Source organism: Rudaea cellulosilytica DSM 22992 (assembly GCF_000378125.1).
GTDB lineage: Bacteria > Pseudomonadota > Gammaproteobacteria > Xanthomonadales > Rhodanobacteraceae > Rudaea > Rudaea cellulosilytica.
In genome coordinates this window covers 2,044,248-2,063,866 of the sequence record NZ_KB899241.1, presented here as the reverse complement: position 1 = coordinate 2,063,866, position 19,619 = coordinate 2,044,248, and the positions used below count along the sequence as shown (strand labels likewise).

At 64.0% G+C, this 19,619-nt stretch carries 13 protein-coding genes and 2 pseudogenes; 4 read left to right on the top strand and 11 right to left on the bottom strand.

The window, feature by feature from the left end:
- Positions 1-67: 67 nt before the first annotated feature.
- A complete protein-coding gene (locus tag F455_RS0109055) occupies positions 68-2,551 on the top strand; it encodes a TonB-dependent receptor (RefSeq protein ID WP_245539955.1) in 2,484 nt (827 codons plus the stop codon).
- 60 nt (positions 2,552-2,611) lie between these two features.
- On the opposite strand, the gene F455_RS20320 is transcribed toward F455_RS0109055, so the two are convergent.
- Both F455_RS20320 and F455_RS0109045 read right to left on the bottom strand, forming a co-directional pair.
- Positions 2,612-3,142 (bottom strand): hypothetical protein, encoded by a 531-nt coding sequence (locus F455_RS20320; protein WP_018972967.1) that lies wholly within the window; start codon positions 3,140-3,142, stop codon positions 2,612-2,614.
- Positions 3,142-3,888: a DUF1223 domain-containing protein gene (locus F455_RS0109045; RefSeq protein WP_018972966.1), complete on the bottom strand. Its 747-nt coding sequence runs from the start codon at positions 3,886-3,888 to the stop codon at positions 3,142-3,144. The genes F455_RS20320 and F455_RS0109045 overlap by 1 nt, the downstream gene beginning before the upstream one ends.
- A gap of 260 nt (positions 3,889-4,148) precedes the next feature.
- Here F455_RS0109045 and F455_RS0109040 point away from each other — a divergent pair, with 260 nt between their 5' ends.
- Positions 4,149-7,073, top strand: a complete 2,925-nt coding sequence (locus F455_RS0109040; RefSeq protein ID WP_018972965.1) for a TonB-dependent receptor domain-containing protein — start codon at positions 4,149-4,151, stop codon at positions 7,071-7,073.
- Positions 7,074-7,169: 96 nt separating this feature from the next.
- Here F455_RS0109040 and F455_RS21970 read toward each other — a convergent pair whose 3' ends face one another.
- On the bottom strand, positions 7,170-8,042 hold the full coding sequence (locus F455_RS21970; protein ID WP_083918849.1) for a helix-turn-helix transcriptional regulator: 873 nt from the start codon (positions 8,040-8,042) through the stop codon (positions 7,170-7,172).
- A 327-nt stretch (positions 8,043-8,369) separates the two neighbouring features.
- Entirely contained in the window at positions 8,370-10,673 is a 2,304-nt protein-coding gene (locus F455_RS0109025) for a winged helix-turn-helix domain-containing protein (RefSeq protein ID WP_018972962.1), read from the bottom strand.
- A 112-nt stretch (positions 10,674-10,785) separates the two neighbouring features.
- On the opposite strand from F455_RS0109025, the gene F455_RS20310 reads away from it, so the two are divergent.
- Positions 10,786-10,968: a hypothetical protein gene (locus tag F455_RS20310; protein ID WP_020684068.1), complete on the top strand. Its 183-nt coding sequence runs from the start codon at positions 10,786-10,788 to the stop codon at positions 10,966-10,968.
- A gap of 98 nt (positions 10,969-11,066) precedes the next feature.
- Here F455_RS20310 and F455_RS0109015 read toward each other — a convergent pair.
- A pseudogene (locus F455_RS0109015) lies at positions 11,067-11,273 on the bottom strand (hypothetical protein); the annotation flags it as partial.
- A 64-nt stretch (positions 11,274-11,337) separates the two neighbouring features.
- Between F455_RS0109015 and F455_RS0109010 the strand changes: the two are divergent.
- Complete coding sequence (locus tag F455_RS0109010; protein ID WP_018972959.1) at positions 11,338-11,559, top strand: hypothetical protein; 222 nt, start codon at positions 11,338-11,340, stop codon at positions 11,557-11,559.
- A gap of 47 nt (positions 11,560-11,606) precedes the next feature.
- Here the strand turns inward: F455_RS0109010 and F455_RS0109005 are convergent, their stop codons facing one another.
- From F455_RS0109005 to F455_RS0108975, 6 genes and pseudogenes are all read right to left on the bottom strand, one after another.
- The gene (locus F455_RS0109005; protein WP_018972958.1) at positions 11,607-13,250 is read right to left on the bottom strand and encodes a glycosyltransferase family 2 protein; all 1,644 of its coding nucleotides are present in this window, start codon (positions 13,248-13,250) and stop codon (positions 11,607-11,609) included.
- Complete coding sequence (locus tag F455_RS0109000) at positions 13,243-13,437, bottom strand: alpha/beta hydrolase (RefSeq protein WP_018972957.1); 195 nt, start codon at positions 13,435-13,437, stop codon at positions 13,243-13,245. The genes F455_RS0109005 and F455_RS0109000 overlap by 8 nt, the downstream gene beginning before the upstream one ends.
- A 627-nt stretch (positions 13,438-14,064) precedes the next feature.
- Positions 14,065-14,485: pseudogene (locus F455_RS21575) on the bottom strand (RNA-binding S4 domain-containing protein).
- A 77-nt stretch (positions 14,486-14,562) separates the two neighbouring features.
- Positions 14,563-17,154, bottom strand: coding sequence for an ATP-dependent chaperone ClpB (clpB, locus tag F455_RS0108985; protein WP_026293218.1), 2,592 nt, complete (start codon positions 17,152-17,154; stop codon positions 14,563-14,565).
- Positions 17,155-17,313: 159 nt separating this feature from the next.
- Complete coding sequence (gene pgeF / locus F455_RS0108980) at positions 17,314-18,078, bottom strand: peptidoglycan editing factor PgeF (RefSeq protein ID WP_018972953.1); 765 nt, start codon at positions 18,076-18,078, stop codon at positions 17,314-17,316.
- 8 nt (positions 18,079-18,086) lie between these two features.
- Positions 18,087-19,604, bottom strand: a complete 1,518-nt coding sequence (locus F455_RS0108975) for a M20/M25/M40 family metallo-hydrolase (protein WP_018972952.1) — start codon at positions 19,602-19,604, stop codon at positions 18,087-18,089.
- Positions 19,605-19,619 lie beyond the last annotated feature (15 nt).

Genomic DNA, 19,619 nt, shown 5'->3' with positions numbered 1-19,619 from the left:
CCGGCGCGGCTGCGTGGGGACGCACCGCATCCAATCGCAACGTTGCATTTCATTGGGAGAATTCATCGTGGCAACCATCTGTCCCGGAGTCCGGCCGCGCCTTCGAGGCCGTTCAAAATTTATCCGCCTGCCGCTCGCGGCGGCAATACATCTCGCTTTCTGTGCCCCGGCGTTCGCCGCCGATGCGGAGCAGAGCGCTCCGCCCACGCAACCATCCGAGGAGAAGCCGACCGCCTCGCTCGAATCGGTGACAGTGACCGCGCAGAAGCGCACCGAAAATGCGCAGGCCGTGCCGCTCAGCATCGACGTACTCTCGACTGACAAACTCAGCGAGATGAACGTCAACAGCATGACCGACTACGTCAAAATGCTGCCGAGCGTGTCGATTCAGAGCACTGCACCGGGCTTCTCGCAGATCTACATGCGCGGCGTCGCCAGCGGCAGCAACGGCAACCATTCCGGCCCGTCGCCGAGCGTCGGCGTCTATCTCGACGAGGAGCCGATCACGACGATCCAGGGCGCGCTCGATCTGCACATCTACGACGTCGCGCGCGTGGAAGCGCTCGCCGGCCCGCAGGGCACGCTATACGGCGCCAGCTCGCAGGCAGGCACGATCCGCATCATCACGAACAAACCCGACCCGAGCGCGTTCGCGGCGAGCGTGAGCACCGAAATCAACTCGGTGTCCCACGGCACGCTGGGCTATGTCACCGAAGGCTTCGTCAACATCCCGCTATCGGAGAAGGCCGCGTTGCGCGTGGTCGGTTGGGACGAGCACGACGGCGGCTATGTCGACAACGTGCTCGGCGCGCGCACCTATCCGACCTCGGGCATCACTGCGGACAACGCCAGCCGCGTGCACGATGCCTATAACGAATCCTGGCTGCGCGGTGCGCGCGCGGCGCTCAAACTCGATCTCAACGACGACTGGTCGATCACGCCTACGATCATGGGCCAGAGCCAGCACAACGGCGGCAGCTACGCGTTCGACCCCAAGATCGGCGACCTCAAGGTCAGTCACGGCTACGCGGAATGGCAGGAAGACCGCTGGGTGCAGAGTGCGCTGACCGTGCAGGGCAAGATCGGCAACTTCGATCTCGTCTATGCGTTCGCCCACCTCAACCGCAGCGACTGGACCGACTCGGACTACAGCGACTATTCGTTCTGGTACGACACGTTGTCCGGCTATGGCAAGTACATCACCGACAACAACGGCAACTACATCAATCCGGGCCAGCATATCCACGGCGTCGACGGCTACGCCAAGACCAGCCACGAATTGCGCATCAATTCGCCAAAGGATCAGCGCTTCCGCTTTGTTGCCGGCCTCTACCTCGACCATCAGTCGCACCGCATCTCGCAGGACTACATCATCGATGGTCTTGCCACGGCGACGTCGGTTACCGGCTGGCCCAACACGCTGTGGCTGACGAAGCAGCATCGCGTCGACGACAGCAGTGCGGTGTTCGGCGAAGTCAGCTACGACATCACCGACAATCTCACCGGCACGCTCGGCGCGCGCTTCTTCCACACCGAGAACAGCCTGCGTGGATTTTTCGGCTTCAGCGAAGGCTACAGCAGCCACACTGGCGAAGCGGCCTGCTTCAGCGATTACAAGTTCGACGGTGCGCCGTGCACCAACCTCGACAAGAAGACCACGCAGAGCGACCACGTCGGCAAGGGCAACCTGACCTACAAGTTCGATGCGGACAAGATGATCTATGCGACCTGGTCGGAGGGCTTCCGCCCCGGCGGCATCAACCGTCGCGGCAGTCAGCCGCCCTATGTCGCCGACTTCCTCACCAACTACGAGTTCGGCTGGAAGACCGAATGGCTCGACCATCGTCTGCGCTGGAACGGCGCGGTGTTCCAGGAGGACTGGAAGGATTTCCAGTTCGCCTATCTCGGCGCGAACGGCCTCACCGAAATCCACAATGCGAACAAGGCGCAGATCCGCGGCTTCGAGTCGAACCTGACCTGGGCGGCGACGTACAACCTCACGTTGACCGCGGGTATCAGCTTGCTCAAGTCGAAGCTGGAGGCCGACTATTGCGGATTCCTCGACGAAACCGGCAAGCCCGCCACCGTGTGCACGCCGGGCACGATCAATCCGCAGACCGGCGATCCGGTCGATGGCCCGCAGGCGCCGAAGGGCACGCAATTGCCGCTGACCGCGAAACAGAAGGCCAATCTCAGCGCTCGCTATGTATTTGATGCGTTCGGCGGTGAAGGCTATTTCCAGGCCGCAGGCTTTGTCGAGGGCCGTCGCCGCACCGATCTGCGCACGCTCGAAAATGGCTTGATCGGCGACATGCCCGGCTATGCCTCGTTCGATCTGTCCGCCGGCCTGAAGAAGAACGCGTGGGCATTCGACGTTTACATCAAGAACGCGTTCGACAGTCGCGGCGAACTGAATCGCTTCGCCGAGTGCGCGACCTCGGTCTGCGTACAGCCGGCCGGCAGCCAGTACGCCAATGTGTTCGGCCAGTACTACGTGGTGCCGATCCAGCCGCGCACGATCGGTTTGCGGGTGACGCGCAACTTCGATTGACCGCCGTCCATTGCGGGTTGTGGGAACCACGAACCGGGCGCAATGCCCGGTTCGCTTTTCTTAAATCGTCCGGCGCCAGTAACGACGCACGACCAGCGCGATGATCAGACCGAAGACGAGATGCATGCCGAATTCGACGAGGCGCGGCAAGGTGATCGCCAGATCAAAAGCCTTGTTTGCAAATGGCGCGTTCGACAGTGGCAGGACGACGAAATTCATCGTGACGTAGATCGCGACGCCGTAGGCGATGCCGCAGGCCACGGGCTGCTCGCGCAAGACGCGCAGGCGTTTGCTGGCGAGGAAGAACCACCACGCCGCGACGATCAGGATGAAGTAGTGCGCGGCGAAGCCGACCGCGGCCGTGGCCCAGCCGCCGGAGTAGGATTCCTGTCCGTAGATGCCGCTCGCGATCGACTGCAAAAGGCGCTGCGGGCTCATGCCGCGCAGAAAATAGACGAGGGTGCAGGCGTAAACCAGATCGAGCGTCGCCGCGGCGGCACCTGCGCCGAGCACGGTCCGCCACGCGGCGGGCGAACGCTTGCCCGATTGGTCGACACCGAGCGAGATCTCACGCAAGGTCGTGGTGTTCATCATTTGCACTCCGTCAACGGCAGACGCAGGACTTGTACCATCTCACCGCCGTCCTCGTCCTGCACGAAGGCGACAACGGCAGCGTTCGGCAGCGCCATGCCTGTCGGGACCTTCAACTCGGCCTGCGCCTCCGGCAAGCGCAACGGCCCGATGAAGTCGCGCACGACCTGATCGTGCTCGAGGCGACGGCCCTTGTTCTCTCCGCCGCGTATCTCCTGCGCCAGCCGGTTCTCGGTCAGGGCGACATAGAATCGTTTGTGCTCGGGGTTTCCCGACCCGGTCGCCTGCAGGCGCACCTTGACCTTGTCGCCGGTCTCCGCGGATATGCGCAGCGTGAGCGGCATCTGCGCGACTGCCGGCTGCTCGGCGCCCGGCGCCTCGCCCTTCGGCCAACTTTTCCACAGCTTGCCGTCGAGCCAGATCTGCGGTGTGTACACCTGTGCCTTGGCTTGCTTCGCCTTCACCTCCTGGCGCCGCGCCCAGGCCTGTTTCGCGTAGGGATCATGCCAGGCCGGCGAGTCCCAGTAGTCGACGTGGAATTCGAGTCCGACCAGGCCTTCCTTGTCGCGAATCGAACTCATCCACTGCTCCGCGGGCGGACAGGAATTGCAGCCTTCGCTGGTGTACAGCTCGACCAGATGCGTGCGTGTTGCTCCGCCCTGCACCTCGCAGGTGCCGGCATGCACCGCAAGCGGAGCGAGCGCCGCGAGGCACAGGATGAATCTTCGTGATCTGTTTGCGAACATGAATCCTCATTTGCTGTGGCTCGATCGGCGCCTCGATCCTCACCAAATGCGCGGCGCAATGGGTTGCAGTAATTGCCGGCCCACATAGTAGTCGTTGGGCGAAAGCCGCCGCAGCTGGTGCTGCGCTCGCGGCATGCGCCAGCGCGCAATTGCGGCAAAGCGATAGACCGCTCTTGGGCACATTTCCTCGCAACGGATTTGTAACGCTTGCGCGCACCGGCCAGCCCCGGCCGTAGACAGCTTTTTTCGAGGAGATCAAGATGCCCCAACATGTGCTCAGCACAGCGATACGCCATGCCTTGCGCGCGTGGCCGCTGGCCGGAACTTCGCTCGCCTGCCTCGTCGCCGTTCCGGCCGCGGCGCAGAACGCAGCGCCCGCCGCCGACAACGCCAAGTCGCAGAATCTGGAAACCATCGTCGTCACCGGCTCGAACATCCGCCGCGTCGACATGGAAACCGCCAACCCGGTTCTCACCATCGACCATGCCGCGATCGAGAAGTCCGGCAAGGTCACGCTCGGCGACCTGATCCAGCAATTGCCTTCCATGGCGGGCAACGCCATGAACCCCAACGTCAACAACGGCGGCGGTACCGGTGCGTCGACGATTTCGTTGCGCGGCCTCGGCACCCAGCGTTCGCTGCTGCTGATCAACGGCCACCGTGTGCCGTTCCAATTGCAGGACCTCAATATCATCCCCGCCTCGGCAGTCGAGCGCATCGAAGTACTGAGCGACGGCTCCTCGGCCGTCTACGGCTCGGATGCGGTTGCCGGCGTGGTCAACATCATCACGCGCAACAACTACCAGGGTGCCGAGATCGGCGTCGACTACGGCATCAGCGACCATGACGACGGTCAACGCAGGGCCGTGCATGCGATGTTCGGCCAATCGACCGACAAGGGCAGCATCCTGCTTGGCATCAACTACAACAAGACCGATTCGGTGCTCGCGGCAAATCGTGCGTACTCGCACGACGCTTTGTACAAGTACAACACCGGCTACGTCGTCCACGGCGGTTCGAGCCGCACGCCGAACGGCGCGATCAGCCTGCCTGCGAGCATACTCGGCGGCGCCCCGTTCAATGGCTGCAAAGGCATCGCCGGCAACGGCGGCCGGGTCACGCGCAAGGACGGCACCACCGGTACGTCGCTCAGCGACTATCGCTGCTACAACGGCCAGCAAGACGCGTTCAACTACCAGGCCGTAGGCAACTACGACCAGACACCGAGCGAGCGCACCGGCCTGTTCGCGCTGGGCAACTACAAGATCACCGACAACGTCGAAGCGTTCATGGAGATCTTCCACAACAAGACCGTATCGCGTACGCAGATCGCGCCGGTGCCGCTCGACGCACAACAGGACAACCTGTACATCCCGTCGAACCAGTACTACAACCCGTTCGGCGTCGCCTTCGGCAACGCGCCCGACGGCTCGCAGCAATACAACGAGTTCAAGACGCGTCTGTCGAGCCTTGGCCCGCGCCAGACGAACTTCTCGACCACGCATGACCTGGTCACCGCAGGCTTCAAAGGCAGTTTCGCCGATTCGAGCTGGACCTGGTTCGCCGACGCGAGCTACGGCAAAGTCACCCAGCACGGCGAGAACGCGAACTACATCAACTACAGCAGGCTGACCTCGAACTTTGCCTGCACCCAGGCGTCGTGCAACCCGATCAACATCTTCAACATCTACGATCCCAACACGATCTCCCTGCTGCAAAGCGCCAAGACCAGCTACAAGAACTCGCCGCTCAACTACCAGATGAAGTCGGCAGAATTCGGCGTGAGCTCGAGCTCGTTGTTCAGCCTGCCGGCCGGCGACGTCGGCTTCGCCGCCGGCGCGTCTTACCGCAAGGAATACGTCGATTCGGTGGCCGACGCGCAACTGGTCAGCCAGATCACACGCGACGCCGCGGGCAACATCGCGTCGATTTCCTGCTCGGGCCCGAGCTCGATCTGCACTGCCAACACGCAGGGCGGCTACAACGTCAAGGAGGCCTACGCCGAATTGCTCGTCCCGATCCTCAAGGACCAGCCGTTCGTGCACAGCCTCAACCTGACCCTCGGCGACCGCTACTCGAAGTACTCGAACTTCGGCAGCACCAACAACTGGAAGGTCGCGATCGAGTTGAAACCGATCGAAGACCTGCTGCTGCGCGCGACGGTGTCGAAGGTGTTCCGTGCACCGTCGGTCACCGACCTGTTTGCCGGCCCTTCGGCCGACTCGGCGACGGCAACGGATCCCTGCGGACCGGCGTCCGTGGCCAGCAACCCGGCTTGCCAAGGTTATGTGTTCCAGAACACCGGAACCAGCCAGACCAACGGCATCGTCAACGGCTCGGTCTATTCGAACAGCGCCTTCGGCACCAAGATCAATCTGCAGCCTGAGCACGGCAAGTCGTTCGACTACGGATTTGTCTACGATCCGAACTGGCTGCCGGGCCTCTCGGTCAGCGCCGACTATTACCGCATCGTGCTCGACAACCTGATCGTGTCCGGCCCCGGCATCGCGCAGACGATCCTGACCTCGTGCTACTACGGCGTCCAGGAGACCTGCCAGCTGATCACCCGCAACACATCCGGCTCAAGCTACGGCCAGATCAAGTACATCTACGAGTCCTCGTTCAATGCCGGCACACTGGTGACCGAGGGCGCCGACTTGAACCTGCGCTATCGGCTGCCGGAGACGTCATTCGGCAATTTCACCGCGAACTTCCAGACGACCTACATCCAGAAGTACGACATCACCACCGGCGTGACCCAGGGTTTCGCCGGCCATTTCGACCGCACCTACGGCAACTTGGTGCGCTGGCGCGCATTGGCCGGGCTCGACTGGAACTGGGGTGCCTTCAACGCCAACTGGACGGCGCGCTACATCGGCCGCGGTCGCATCGGCTACGCGTGCAACGGCGCGTCGGCAGCGGCAGGCGATGCGGCCGGTGCGGACGGTTGTTATCCGCATCCCGAGAACGCGATCCTGAAGTTCGGTGCGTACACCTACCACAACATCTCGGTCGGCTATAACATCGAGCCGCTCAACACGATGATCCAGGTCGGTGTCGACAACGTGGGCAACAAGCAACCGCCAATCTTCTACCAAGAAAACGTGGCCAATGCCAACACCGACGTGAACACCTACGACACGGTCGGCCGCTACTTCTTCGGCAAGATTACGGTCAAGTTCTAGACGCTGCTTCCCGGGCCGCGGTGACGCGGCCCGGGCCTTCCGGGCAACGCCCCATTTTCGGACGTGGACGCGCCGCTGCAATCGGCGGCGCTTTCTTCAATCCACGTTTGCGCGCAACGCCATTGGCGCGCCCCCACCCCTGCGCAACACACTCGCGGTAGTACCGAAGCGCTTGCGGAACAGGCGCGAGAACGCGCAGCGATTTTCGAAGCCGCAGGCGAGCGCGATCTCGCCGATCGCGAGCGGGCTGGTGCGCAGCAGTCGTTGTGCGCGCAGCAGGCGTTGGCGCACGAGGAACGCATGCGGCGTCTCGTGGTACGCGGCGTGAAAGGCGCGGATGAAATGCCAAGGCGAGTAGCTCGCGATGCGGGCGAGCGCAGCATTGTCGAGATCGAGATGGCAATTGCAGGCCAGATGTTCGCGGACGCGCTGCAGGCGCAGGAACACATGGCGTCGCTGCGCCCAGGTACGGCCCGGGCAGCGCGCGATCATCTCGTCGAAGCGGTTCTGCATCGCGCCGATCTCGTCGAGCATGCCATCCAGCGCCACCGCATCATCGCCTTGCTGCACCGCGCGCACCAGGCTCATGGCACGGCGCAGCAGGGCATGTTCGACCTGGTGCGTGGCCGGGAGCAGGCCGGAATCTCGCGTCGGCCCGGCCGCAAGCGCCTCGCGCCACGCGGCCGGCGTGCCGACCACGGCCAGCCACAGGGCGTGACCGCGGCCGGTCACCTGGGTGAAGGCATCGGCGCAGGTGGCACGCGCCTCGAAGCGGGCGTGCGTGCTTTCACCCTCGCCTACGCCAATCTGGAGGCGGCCGCGCAGAGGGAGCCATACTCCCGCGGCCGGTCCTTCGATGCGCAGGCCGGCGCTGCGGCCTCCGCCGATGAACATCGAAAGCGCAGCGCCGTCTATGCGCGGCAGGGTCAAGCGAGTTCCGGGGTTGATGATCTGAACGCTTGCGGGCATGGTGCACCTTCGTGTCGAGAGAAGGCGCTTATTTACTTACCCTGCCGCAAGACTGTACGGAAATTGCGCTGAAATCGCGGCGAAATCTTTCGGTGCAATCGGTGAAATCATTTCGTTACAACGACTTGCGCGGGCGCAACGCGATGGCGGAAATGAAAACGGCCATCAGGGTCCCGGTCCCGATGGCCGTGTGACGCTTCCACTGCCCGTTGGAGAGGGCGAGCAAAGTGTGCTCCGCGCGATCACACCGCGGGTTGCGGAAACCGGCACATGAAGTGATCGAAATTGTTGAAGTTCCCGCCGCTGCAACCGTTGCTGAGACTCAGCTCAACGCGTCGCCGCCCGTTCCAGTTCGAACGCGCCGATATCGGTGTCCTGGTTTGCGACATAACCCAGGTAAATGTGTCTGTGCTCGGGATCGACGCTGAAATTCACGCCACCGACGCTGATGGGGAATTCGGCGACCACGCGGTCCGCATTCTTCTCTGGATCGAACTCATGCAGGACGACCGCGCGCACGTCGACAGGCACGAGATACCAGAGCTTGCCGTCGATGAGACGCCAGTCACCAACAGTCAGTGCATTGATCTTGTCAGTCAGCTTCTGCTCTCCGCCCGTTGCTGCCGTCCACCGGAACAACCCGGCGGTCCCGACGCGGGTGTAATAGACGAAACCCTGCGCAGCATCGACTTCGGCCTGTTGCACTCCGGTGGCAAGCACCTTGTCGGAGCGCCCGACCGCGTCCGCCGATTCCCGCAACAGCAGGCGCGCGCCGCTGCTGCTTGTCCCCGTGGCGAGCAGGAAACTCCCCGGCTTCGGGCCGTAGCCGCCGAACAGCACGCTCTCGTCCTTGCCGGAAATGTCACGCGCTCGGCGCGACGCCAGATCGATCTCGACGAGGCGCGAGGTGGTGGGCTCCTCGCGCACGGTGACAACTAGGGCGGCCGAATCGGCGCGCCAGACCAGGCCGGAAAGAACCGTATCGCGATAATCGGTCAGCGCTTCGGCGCTGTCCGTGGCGGCGTCGTAGAGCCACACCTGGTTGAAACCGCTGCGATCGGAAAGAAAGGCGATGTGTTTGCCGTCCGGCGAGACTGAGGGTGCGGAGTCGCTGCCCGTCGAAGCGGCCAATTTGCGCGGCACGGTCTGCGGCGCGTCGATGTCGACTTCCGCAAGCGCGCTCATCGTGCGCTGAATCTGGTAGACGACGGTGTGCACGGCATGTGCGGCATCCGGATAGATCGCATGTTCAATGCCGAGACGCTGCAACGGTCCGCCGTCGATGCCGACCGCGTACAACTCGAACTTGCCGAGATGATTGGACGAGAACACAAGCGCCGAACTGTCCGCCGTCCACGTGTAGCCGCGCAGACTGCCCGACAAATGCGTGATCTGCCGCACACCGCTGCCGTCCGCGCGCATCACATAAAGATCGCTATACGGCGAAAAGCCGCGACGGAACGCCAGCCAGCGTCCGTCCGGCGAATAGCGCGGCTCGATGTCTTGTTCGCCATTCGCGCGTTGATACTGCAATGGCTCGCCGGTGCCGGTGGCGATGTTCCATCGCGACAGGGTCACGTCGGACTGCGATCCGCTGCCGCGCAACCCGATGACGAGATCCTGATCTCCGGGCGCGAAATCGAAGTAGCTTGTGCCGAAGTCCTGGCAATCGCCGATCTCACGCTCGTGCCCGCCCAGGCTCGACACGATGAATAGCGTGCACTTGTCCCTGGAGATGCGCTCATAGGCGATGTGACTGCCATCGGACGACCACACCGGACGGATGTCGTGCGCCTTCTCGGTGTGCGGCGCCAGCGGCACGAGCTGCGACGGCTCGACGCCGCGAATGAACAGCCTGTCGAGCCCGGTTGCTTCGATCAATTTGCCGAACGCCACGCGTGTGCCGTCGGGCGAGATATGCGGCAGAATTTCAGATTCGGGATCCGAAGTCAGCGCACGCAGATTGGAAACCGCCCACGGCGGCGGCGCCGAGACTCGCCCGCCGCGGATGAAATACCAGCCTGCCGCGACGGCGAGCGCGAGCAGCATTACGGCTGGTGCGAACTGCGTCCACTTTGCAGTGGGCGCGGCGGGTACGACCTGCGCAGGCACCGGCTCAACGGGCTCCGCTTTGCTGCCGGCGGCGAACGCTCGCGCAGCCGCCGCCAGCGCGAGCGGGGTCGTCTCGTTTGCCTCAGGTTCGACCCAGGATTCGTTTTCAGCACGCAACGCAAGATGATCGATGCGACCAAACGGAATTTCGTCGGCTTCGATCACCGAAACGTCCGCGAGCAGCCGGTAACCGACTTTCGGAATCGTTTCGATGTATTGCGCATCGCCAAATGCTCGGCGCAGTTCCTTGACTGCCTGGGTGAGCACATCGGGCGTGGTCACACGATCCTTCCATGCGGTTTCGAGCAGGTGTTCGCGGCTGACCGTGTTGCCGGCATGGCGCACGAGTTCGAGCAGGACGCTGACGGCCTTGCTGGTCAGACGCGACGACTCGCCCTCGCCGATCACGCGCAGTGCGCCGACGTCGACGGCATGATCACCGACGCGCAGGCGCAGATTCTGCAGTTTGAGCTGCTCCGCCGAAGGCAGGCGCCGCAGCGTTTGCAAGTTTGCATTCATCGCTGAGAGTCGAAGCGAAAACGCGGAATGTTCCCATTGTATCGAGAAGCAGAAATTTCAGCCTGACTTCGGGGGCCCGACCCGACAAGTGCCATTTGGCACCCCGCCAAGAGTGCTACTTCAATTCGAAAGCAACCCATCATGGGCGATCCTTCTCGATGCAGGCGTGGCGCCGCACCTCAAGCCTGCAGCGATCGATTCGACGATGGATGAAACGGGTGATGCGCATGTCGACCTCGGTCTTGACGTGCATGCGCACCATACCGTCGCACGCCGGGCATATGGTTCGATGTGAATCGAATCGTGCCGATCCGTATGGCTAAAATTGCTTATTGGCTTCCGCACACGCGTTCTGGTGGAACGCGCGGTCATTCCACAAGGCATTCGGCCAAGCTACTTTTTCGCGAACATCAGCCGACCATGCTCGGCATCGACCGCCACCGTATCGCCCGGCTGGAACTTGCCTTCGAGGATCTCCTTGGCCAACGGATTCTCGAGCTGCTGCTGGATCGCGCGCTTGAGCGGGCGGGCGCCGAACACCGGATCGAAGCCGACATTGCCGAGCAGGTCGAGCGCCTTGTCGCTGATCGTCATGTTCAACTTGGACCACCCCTGATTTCTCGGACACCACAAAGCGAGGACAATCCTCATACGGAAGTGTTCGATGGAGAAGCGACAAAAGTTCACGGCGGAGTTCAAGCGCGAAGCGCTGCGACTTCTGAAGACATCCGGCAAGCCAGCGGCTGTCCTCGCGGTGTTCGCCGATCGCGATGCAGCTCGATCGGTAGTGTTCGACCACATCGAGGTGCTCTGCCGTAAACGAACGCACAGTGCCTTGGGCTATCGCTCGCCGGAAGACTTTGCCAAGGCACAGGTGTCTAATTAACCGTCCGAAAAATCGGGGTAGTTCAGATGAAAATTCCCGCCCGGATGTCAGGCGGGAAACGGCAGCTGAGCCAGGGTCTGGTCCAGCGCGCCCGCCATCGGCACGGTGCCCTGCGGCTGCAGGCGGAAGCTGCCGGGCTGAGGGTGAAAGCGCAGCGTCGGTCGGTCGGCGTAGTTCAAGTTCTTGAGGCCGGCGCGCTGCGCCTGCAGCGTCTGGCCCAGGCCGGGGATGCCGGAGCGCTGGCAGGTGTCCAGCGTCAGCGCCAGCAGCGGCTCGGGCATCAGGTCTTGCCGGCCGCTGGTGGCCACCTCCAAGCTGAGCAGCATGTCCACCTCGTTGGCGACGTCCAGCAGCAGCAACTCCGCGTCGCTGGCCAGCAGCAACTCGGGCGCCTGCGTCAGCAACAGGGGGTAGCGCTTCTGGCGCAGGGTGTAGGCGCGCACGGCGTGCTCCACCGGGGTCTGCGGGCCCAGCGCGGCCATGATCTGCTGGGCCGCCTTGGCGCCGTCGGGCGTGTGGGCCGGAATGGCGTGGGTGTAGGCCGCGTGCAGCAGCCCGGCCAGCACCAGGCGCATCTCAAAGCCGTAGTGCACCAGCACGCTGGCAGTGCCCACTGCGTGGTTGACGAAGGGCCGCCCGCAGGGGCGGTAGCCGCCGTTGAACAGGCGCAGCGCCAGCAGCAGGCCGTTGGCTAGGCCTTGCAACTCGGCGGCCGGGTAGCCGCGCTGGCGGGCCTGGTGCAGCAGGCCGGCGGGAGTTTGCTGCAGGTCTGCGGGCTGCAGGGTGCGCTGGGCGCTGTCGGGGGTTTGCAGGCCCGGGCGCAGCGGGCTGACCTTGCCCACGTGGTAGCGCACGAACCTGCGCACGCCAAACGAGCGGTCATCGTCGGCCACGCCCCAGCGCTGGGCAAAGCGGCGCAGGCTGTGGTCGGCCGCCTGGGTGGACCAGCGCCGTGCCAGCCCGGGCAGTTCGTCCAGCCGCCAGGGCTGCTGCACCAGGTAGAGCACCCGCGTGGCGGGCTCCAGCCAAGTGGCGTAGCCCAGCTCCTGCGCGCGCAGGCTAGCGTGGATGTGCTCGTGCACGCAGACGATGTCGGGGTCGAACACGTCCGCGTCCTGGAACACCTCGCGCCGCATCAGCAGGCAGTGGTATTCGACGAAGCCGCACGGCGCGCGCTGCGGCGGCGGCTGGATGCTGGACAGCGGGCGGTTGAGGTGCCGGTGCGATTCGCCCATCACCCGGTTGGGGGGCTCGCCCTGAATGTCCAGCTGGCCGCCGGCCATGTGCACCACCTCGCTGGCTTCGTCCGCGCCCATCAAGTACAGCGGCCCCACGATGCCGGCGCCGGTGGCTGCGGCGCAGTCCAGCAGCGCTGCCAGCCAGCCCGGCTGCACCAGCACGTCGTTGTCGATGAACACCGCGTAGGGCGTGCCGATCCGCCCCGCGACGGCGCCGCGCGCCTGCTGCGGCCATAGGCCGGCCGGCAGCGGCACGATGGACAGGCGCGGCGCCGCGTCGGCCAGCGCCTGCAGCGCCAGCCTCGGCGCGGGCGGCAGGCCGGTGTCCAGCACCCACACCGGCACCTCGGGTGGGGTGTGCGCCAGCAGCCGCTTGACCACGTCCTCAGTGAAGCCCCAGCGCTCGCGAAAGCTGACGACGACGGTGGCGGCGGGCGGGGCGGTGTCAGGCATGGGGCGACACGCCGTGCCCCGCCAGGCGCGGCCTCAGCACCGTGTAGCCGCCTTGGGTGTGCAACTGCTCACCGATGAAGCGCATGCTCTGCGTGCTGCCGCTGAAACCGTGCGACACCAGCACGCCGACGTCACTGCCCTCGAACAGGAAGGGCTCGGCGCCCGGCAGGATAGATTCTGGGTTCATGGCGTGAGTCTCCCGGTGGATGGGGTCTGGCGCGAATGATGAAAGAAGAATTGCCGTTGCGTCGGCGTGGATATTGGTCTGGTTGCTATCAAATCAGCAGAAGTCGGGCTCTCTCCGTTTTTCAATCCAGCTTCGACCCCGATTGCTTCACCGCCTCGGGCCAGCGCGGCGTCTCGGCCACGAGAAACCGGGCGAAATCGCCCGCGCCCAGAAGTATAGACGAAAAGGTGACGGAGGAATTTTCCGTTTCAATCGAATAATTCCTCCGTCACTTTTTTCCTTTTCTGACGCTGGCGGCTGTGGCGGTCCAGATAGGCTCATCAAGATTTCCAGTGCCCGAAAGCGAACGAAGGTCGGTCCAAATCGATGCAGGCCAAGCGAAGCACGACTAACTGGGCGAACGGGAGCGGCGAACGGGATCACGTTTGCTTTCAAGACCAACCTTCAGGCAGCGGCAGGCATCTCGACCGGTTCCACTTCGCGTGCGATCGACTTGGGGCGTTGCTCGACGTGCCAGAGGTCGTAGGCGACCTGATCATTGCCAAGGATCAGGCCTCGAATTTCGAGTCTCCATAAAGCGCACGAGTTGGTCGATAAGCCTAACCTGAGGATTCGGGAAACTCGGCCCTACATCGCATCAATATCGCCCAGCGCAATGATGAGGCGCCGCGCGCGCTTGTCGGGCTTGGTCGGTGGCTTCGCATAACCCGTGCGTTCGAGGCGACGACGTTCGGCTGCTTCCACGCGCGCGTTGCGGCTGGCCTCGGTTTCGCGGTAGAGCGACTGCGCCAGCGCGACTGGGCCGCGCTGATCGCCGAGCACGACGACTTCGATCTCGAAGCGTTCTTCGCCGCGAGCGGCGGAGCCGGTCGCCGACATGCACCGCCCTGGACGGCTTGCCCGCGGCCTCGTTCAATTCCACCTTGCCGCCTTCAATCGCTTTATTTGCCAGCGCGCGCGTCTTGAAGAAACGCGCTGCCCAGAGCCATACGTCGAGGCGCACGCCAGGTGCGCTCGCGGCGGCGACAACCGAAACATCCGCCTTCATGCCCTGCCCTCCAGTTCCACGCGACGGGGTCGCGTGGCGTCAGGTCTTTACTCTCGAATTCCTCGCAGCGCGCACCATCACGCCTGCCTGTTCCTCGCGAACACGAGCCGACCATGCTCGGCATCGACCGCCACCGTATCGCCCGGCTGGAACTTGCCTTCGAGGATCTCCTTGGCCAACGGATTCTCGAGCTGCTGCTGGATCGCGCGCTTGAGCGGGCGGGCGCCGAACACCGGATCGAAGCCGACATTGCCGAGCAGGTCGAGCGCCTTGTCGCTGATCGTCATGTTCAGCTGACGCTCGCCGAGACGCTTGGCGAGATACGCGGTCTGGATGCGCGCGATCTGGCGGATCTGCGCCTTGTCGAGCGGGCGGAACACGACGATCTCGTCGAGGCGGTTGATGAACTCCGGCCGGAAATGGGCTTGGACGACGCCCATCACGGCAGCCTTCATCTTCGTGTATTCCTCCTCGGTATCGCCGGCCATCTCCTGGATCAGCTGTGAGCCGAGATTGCTCGTCATCACGATGACGGTGTTGCGGAAATCGACCGTGCGGCCCTGACCGTCGGTCAGGCGTCCATCGTCGAGCACCTGCAGCAAAATGTTGAACACGTCGTGGTGCGCCTTCTCGACCTCGTCGAGCAGGATCACGCTGTACGGACGGCGCCGCACCGCTTCGGTCAGATAACCGCCCTCCTCATAGCCGACGTAGCCCGGGGGTGCGCCGATCAGGCGCGCGACCGAGTGCTTCTCCATGAACTCGCTCATGTCGATGCGCACGAGCGCGTCGGGCGAGTCGAACAGGAACTCGGCGAGCGCCTTGCACAGCTCGGTCTTGCCGACGCCGGTCGGGCCTAGGAACAGAAATGAGCCGTTCGGCCGGTGCGGATCGGACAAGCCGGCGCGTGAACGCCGGATCGCATCCGCGACTGCACGCACCGCCTCGTCCTGACCGATGACGCGCTGATGCAGCATGTCCTCCATGCGCAGCAGCTTCTCGCGCTCGCCTTCGAGCATCTTCGAAACCGGGATGCCGGTCCAGCGGCTCACGACTTCGGCGATCTCTTCGCCGGTCACTTTCTGCTGCAGCAGCTTGAAGCCTTTCGACTCCGCTTCCTGCGCTGCGCCGAGTTGCTTTTCCAGTTGCGGAATTCTGCCGTACTGAATTTCGGCGACCTTGGCGAGGTCCTGCTTGCGCTGCGCGGCTTCGAGTTCCGCGCGCGCGGCTTCGATCTCTTCCTTGATCTTGGTCGTGCCCTGCACGGCGGCCTTCTCGGCCTTCCAGACTTCGTTCAAATCGGAAAACTCGCGCTCGAGTTTGGCGATGTCGGTTTCGAGATCGGCGAGGCGCTGCTGCGACTCCTTGTCCTTCTCCTTCTTCAACGCTTCGCGCTGGATCTTGAGCTGAATCAGGCGGCGCTCGAGACGATCGAGCTCTTCCGGCTTCGAGTCAATCTCCATGCGGATACGCGAGGCGGCCTCGTCCATCAGGTCGATCGCCTTGTCGGGGAGCTGGCGGTCCGAGATGTAGCGGTTCGACAACGTCGCCGCCGCGACAATCGCCGGGTCGGTGATCTCGACTCCGTGATGCAGCGCGTACTTTTCCTTCAGGCCGCGCAAGATCGCGATCGTATCCTCGACCGAAGGTTCGCCGACGAACACTTTCTGGAAGCGACGTTCGAGCGCCGCGTCCTTTTCGATGTACTTGCGATACTCGTCGAGCGTGGTCGCGCCGATGCAATGCAGCTCGCCGCGAGCAAGCGCAGGCTTGAGCATGTTGCCCGCGTCCATCGCGCCTTCAGCCTTGCCGGCGCCGACCATCGTGTGCAGCTCGTCGATGAATAGGATGACGTTACCTTCTTCCTTGGCCAGATCCTTGAGCACGGCTTTCAGGCGCTCTTCGAACTCGCCGCGGAACTTCGCGCCGGCGATCAGCGCGCCCATGTCGAGCGAGAGCACGCGGCGGTCGCGCAGACCTTCTGGCACTTCGTTGTTGATGATGCGCTGGGCCAGGCCTTCGACGATCGCGGTTTTGCCGACGCCGGGCTCGCCGATCAGCACGGGATTGTTTTTCGTGCGCCGCTGCAGCACCTGGATGACGCGCCGGATTTCTTCATCCCGGCCTATGACGGGATCGAGTTTGGATTTCTCCGCGCGCGCGGTCAGGTCGATCGTGTACTTCTCCAGCGCCTGGCGCTGATCTTCGGCATTTTCACTTTCGACCTTCTCGCCGCCACGCATCTTCTCGATCGCCGCTTCGAGCTTCGGTTTGGTCGCACCCGCGGCCTTCAGCGCCTGGCCGATCTCGCCCTTGTCATCGACCGCGGCAAGCACGAACAGCTCGCTCGCGATGAAGGCGTCACCACGCTGCTGTGCGAGCTTGTCGGTAAGATTGAGCAGGCGCGTCAGTTCGTTGGAGACGTTGATGTTGCCTTCCTGTCCGCGGACTTGCGGCAGGCGCTCGACCGCCTCGTTCACGCGCTGGCGCAGCACGGGCACGTTGACCCCAGCCTGGGTGAGCAGCGGCACGGTCGACCCGCTTTGTTGATCGAGCAATGCTGCCATCAAATGCGCGGGTTCGAGCATGTTGTTGTCGCGCCCCACCGCCAGGCTCTGCGCATCGGCGAGCGCTTGCTGGAAACGCGAAGTCAGTTTGTCCATTCGCATCGGAATACCCTGAAAAAAGGAAAGCGGCCCCTAGCCGCGAGATGTCCGAGATATGAGGCAATGCCTAGGCGAATTCAACCAAAAAAATCGGGGCATGATTTTGCTTTGGGTCAAGATTTTCGGCACCTTGCACGCCGAACAGTTGGGCGCAGCCGCACCTCAGCCGGTGGTCCAGATCAGACTGGCGAACCGGCCCGTATGCGCGGCGCGGCGATAGGAATAGAAGCGTGCATCGCTGTAGGTATCGAAGCCGCCGCCGCAGACGCGTGTGATCCCCAGCGCGGCCAGACGTCGCCGTGCAAGCGCGTAGAGGTCGCAGTGCCAATGCCCCGGACGCGTCGGCGCGAACGCGTCGGCGTTGTGCTCCGACAGCGTGAAAAAGGCCTCGCGCACTTCAGCGCCGACCTCGTACGAATCCGCGCCGATTGCCGGCCCCAACCACACGAGCAGCTTTTCGCGCGATGTATCCAGACGTTCGACCGCGCGCTCGATGACGCCGGTGGCGAGACCTCGCCAGCCGGCGTGAATGGCGGCGATTTCGCTGCCGTCGTCCGCGCATATCAGCAACGGCAGGCAATCCGCGGTCAGCACCGCGAGCACGATGCCGGGGACGCGGGCCACCGACGCATCGGCATCCCGCGGGTCGCTGTGCGTCGCCGCAGCACCGAATACGGCGACGTCTGTGCCATGGGTCTGGCGCAGCCAGCGCGGCTCGCCGGGCAACCCGAGCAGCCTGACCAGCGCCGCGCGATTGGCGGTCACCGCGGCAGGATCATCGCCGCATTGCGCGCCGAGGTTGAACGCATCGAACGGCGACGCTGACGCGCCGCGCACGAGCCGCGTCGTCACAGCGGCCCGCACCCGCGTGGACGCGGGCCAATCGGGCACGACGATCGTGTCGTCGAACGAAGCCAACGGCGACATTCGCGCGGCTACTTCCCGAGTTCGTACAAATAGTCGACGAACGACATCACCGCGCCGTCGAGGCCTTCCACCTTCGGATTGCTCGACTCGATCACGTAGTACTCGTCGGGCGCGTGCGCGCCGCTGCCGTGGCCGAGACCGAAATGGCCCGAGGCGAGCTTCAGCGGCGCATCGGTGAACACGTAGCCTGGATACGAGCCGGCATTGCGCGGCCACAGCACGGGATCGATGCCGGCGCGCTTGAGCACGGTCACCTGAGCCTCGATCAACGGCGCGCTCGCCGCGGTCTGGGTCGGATCGTAGCCGCCGGAAACGTTGACTTCGATGTCGCCGAAGCCTTTCTTCGCCAGGTGCGCCTTGAGCGCGGCAACCGCATCCTTCAGGGTCATGCCGGGCACGAGGCGCATGTCGATCTTGGCCACGGCCCTGTGCGGCAGCACGGTCTTGCCGCCGGGACCGGTATAGCCGCCGACGAGGCCTTCGATGTTGACCGTCGGCTGTGATTCGAGGCGCTCGTTCGCCTCCAGCCACGGCAGATCGTCGATCCAGTGTGCAACGCCGAGTTGTTTCTTTGCCTGCGCCTCGCTCTTGCGCGCGATCGCGGTGGCGATCATCGCCTTCTCCTCGGCGCTGATCGGCGTCGGCTTCGGATAATTCTCGATCGTGATCGTGTTGCCGTCGGCCGAAACCAGCGTGTCGAGCGCCTTGACCAGATGCCAGGCCGGGCTATCGACCATGGCCTTGAGCGAGGAGTGCACGTCCTTGGACGGACCGCGCCCCCACTTCTCGCCGCTCGAAACAAGCTCGAGTTCGACCACGCCCTTCGCGCCGAGGCTGACCGTGACGATGCCGTCGAGATCCTGCGTCGCCGACGGCATGAACACGCCGACGGTTTTCTTCAGCGCCTTCTGCACCTCGGGTTTGAGCGCGACCTGGCCGATATGCGGCGAGCCGATCTCCTCCTCACCCTCGGCGACGAGGACGAGGTTGACCGGCATTTTTTTCCCGGCGCCCTTGATCGCATGCAGCGCGGCGAGGAACGCCGCTTCGGGACCCTTCTGGTTGACCGCACCGCGACCGACCACGGCCTTGCCGATGCCGGGCTTGTCGACCAGCTTCGCCTCGAGCGGCGGCGAGGACCATTCGGCCGGATCGAACTGCTTGACGTCGTACATGAAGTAGAGGCCGACGGTCTTCTTCGCGCCGGCGTCGAGGGTAGCGAACACCCCGGGCTTGCCGTCAGTTTGCACGATCTCGACTTCCTGGAAGCCGGCCTCGCGCGCGAGCCTGGCCATGTACTCGGCGCCTTCCTTCGAATTGCGGTTTTCCGCGGCGATCGACGGCAGCGCGATCCAGTCCTGCAGGCGCTTGAGCGACTCGTCGTGGCGCTTGCCGATCTCGGCCTTGATCGCAGCCCTATCGGTCGCGTCGAGCGCGTGCGCCGAACCCGTGGCGAGCAGCATCGCGCACGTCGCGATGGCGACGCTCAGCGTGTTTCGATCGAAAGCAAGAAATCCGCGGCGCATGGTTCCTCCACCTTT

Excerpts from the sequence above, each read along its gene's own strand:
- F455_RS20320 (WP_018972967.1), bottom strand. The coding sequence starts at position 3,142 with ATGAACACCACGACCTTGCGTGAGATCTCGCTCGGTGTCGACCAATCG.
- F455_RS0109045 (WP_018972966.1), bottom strand. The coding sequence starts at position 3,888 with ATGTTCGCAAACAGATCACGAAGATTCATCCTGTGCCTCGCGGCGCTC.
- F455_RS0109040 (WP_018972965.1), top strand. The coding sequence starts at position 4,149 with ATGCCCCAACATGTGCTCAGCACAGCGATACGCCATGCCTTGCGCGCG.
- F455_RS21970 (WP_083918849.1), bottom strand. The coding sequence starts at position 8,042 with ATGCCCGCAAGCGTTCAGATCATCAACCCCGGAACTCGCTTGACCCTG.
- F455_RS0109025 (WP_018972962.1), bottom strand. The coding sequence starts at position 10,673 with ATGAATGCAAACTTGCAAACGCTGCGGCGCCTGCCTTCGGCGGAGCAG.
- F455_RS0109010 (WP_018972959.1), top strand. The coding sequence starts at position 11,338 with ATGGAGAAGCGACAAAAGTTCACGGCGGAGTTCAAGCGCGAAGCGCTG.
- F455_RS0109005 (WP_018972958.1), bottom strand. The coding sequence starts at position 13,250 with ATGCCTGACACCGCCCCGCCCGCCGCCACCGTCGTCGTCAGCTTTCGC.
- F455_RS0109000 (WP_018972957.1), bottom strand. The coding sequence starts at position 13,437 with ATGAACCCAGAATCTATCCTGCCGGGCGCCGAGCCCTTCCTGTTCGAG.
- clpB (WP_026293218.1), bottom strand. The coding sequence starts at position 17,154 with ATGCGAATGGACAAACTGACTTCGCGTTTCCAGCAAGCGCTCGCCGAT.
- pgeF (WP_018972953.1), bottom strand. The coding sequence starts at position 18,078 with ATGTCGCCGTTGGCTTCGTTCGACGACACGATCGTCGTGCCCGATTGG.
- F455_RS0108975 (WP_018972952.1), bottom strand. The coding sequence starts at position 19,604 with ATGCGCCGCGGATTTCTTGCTTTCGATCGAAACACGCTGAGCGTCGCC.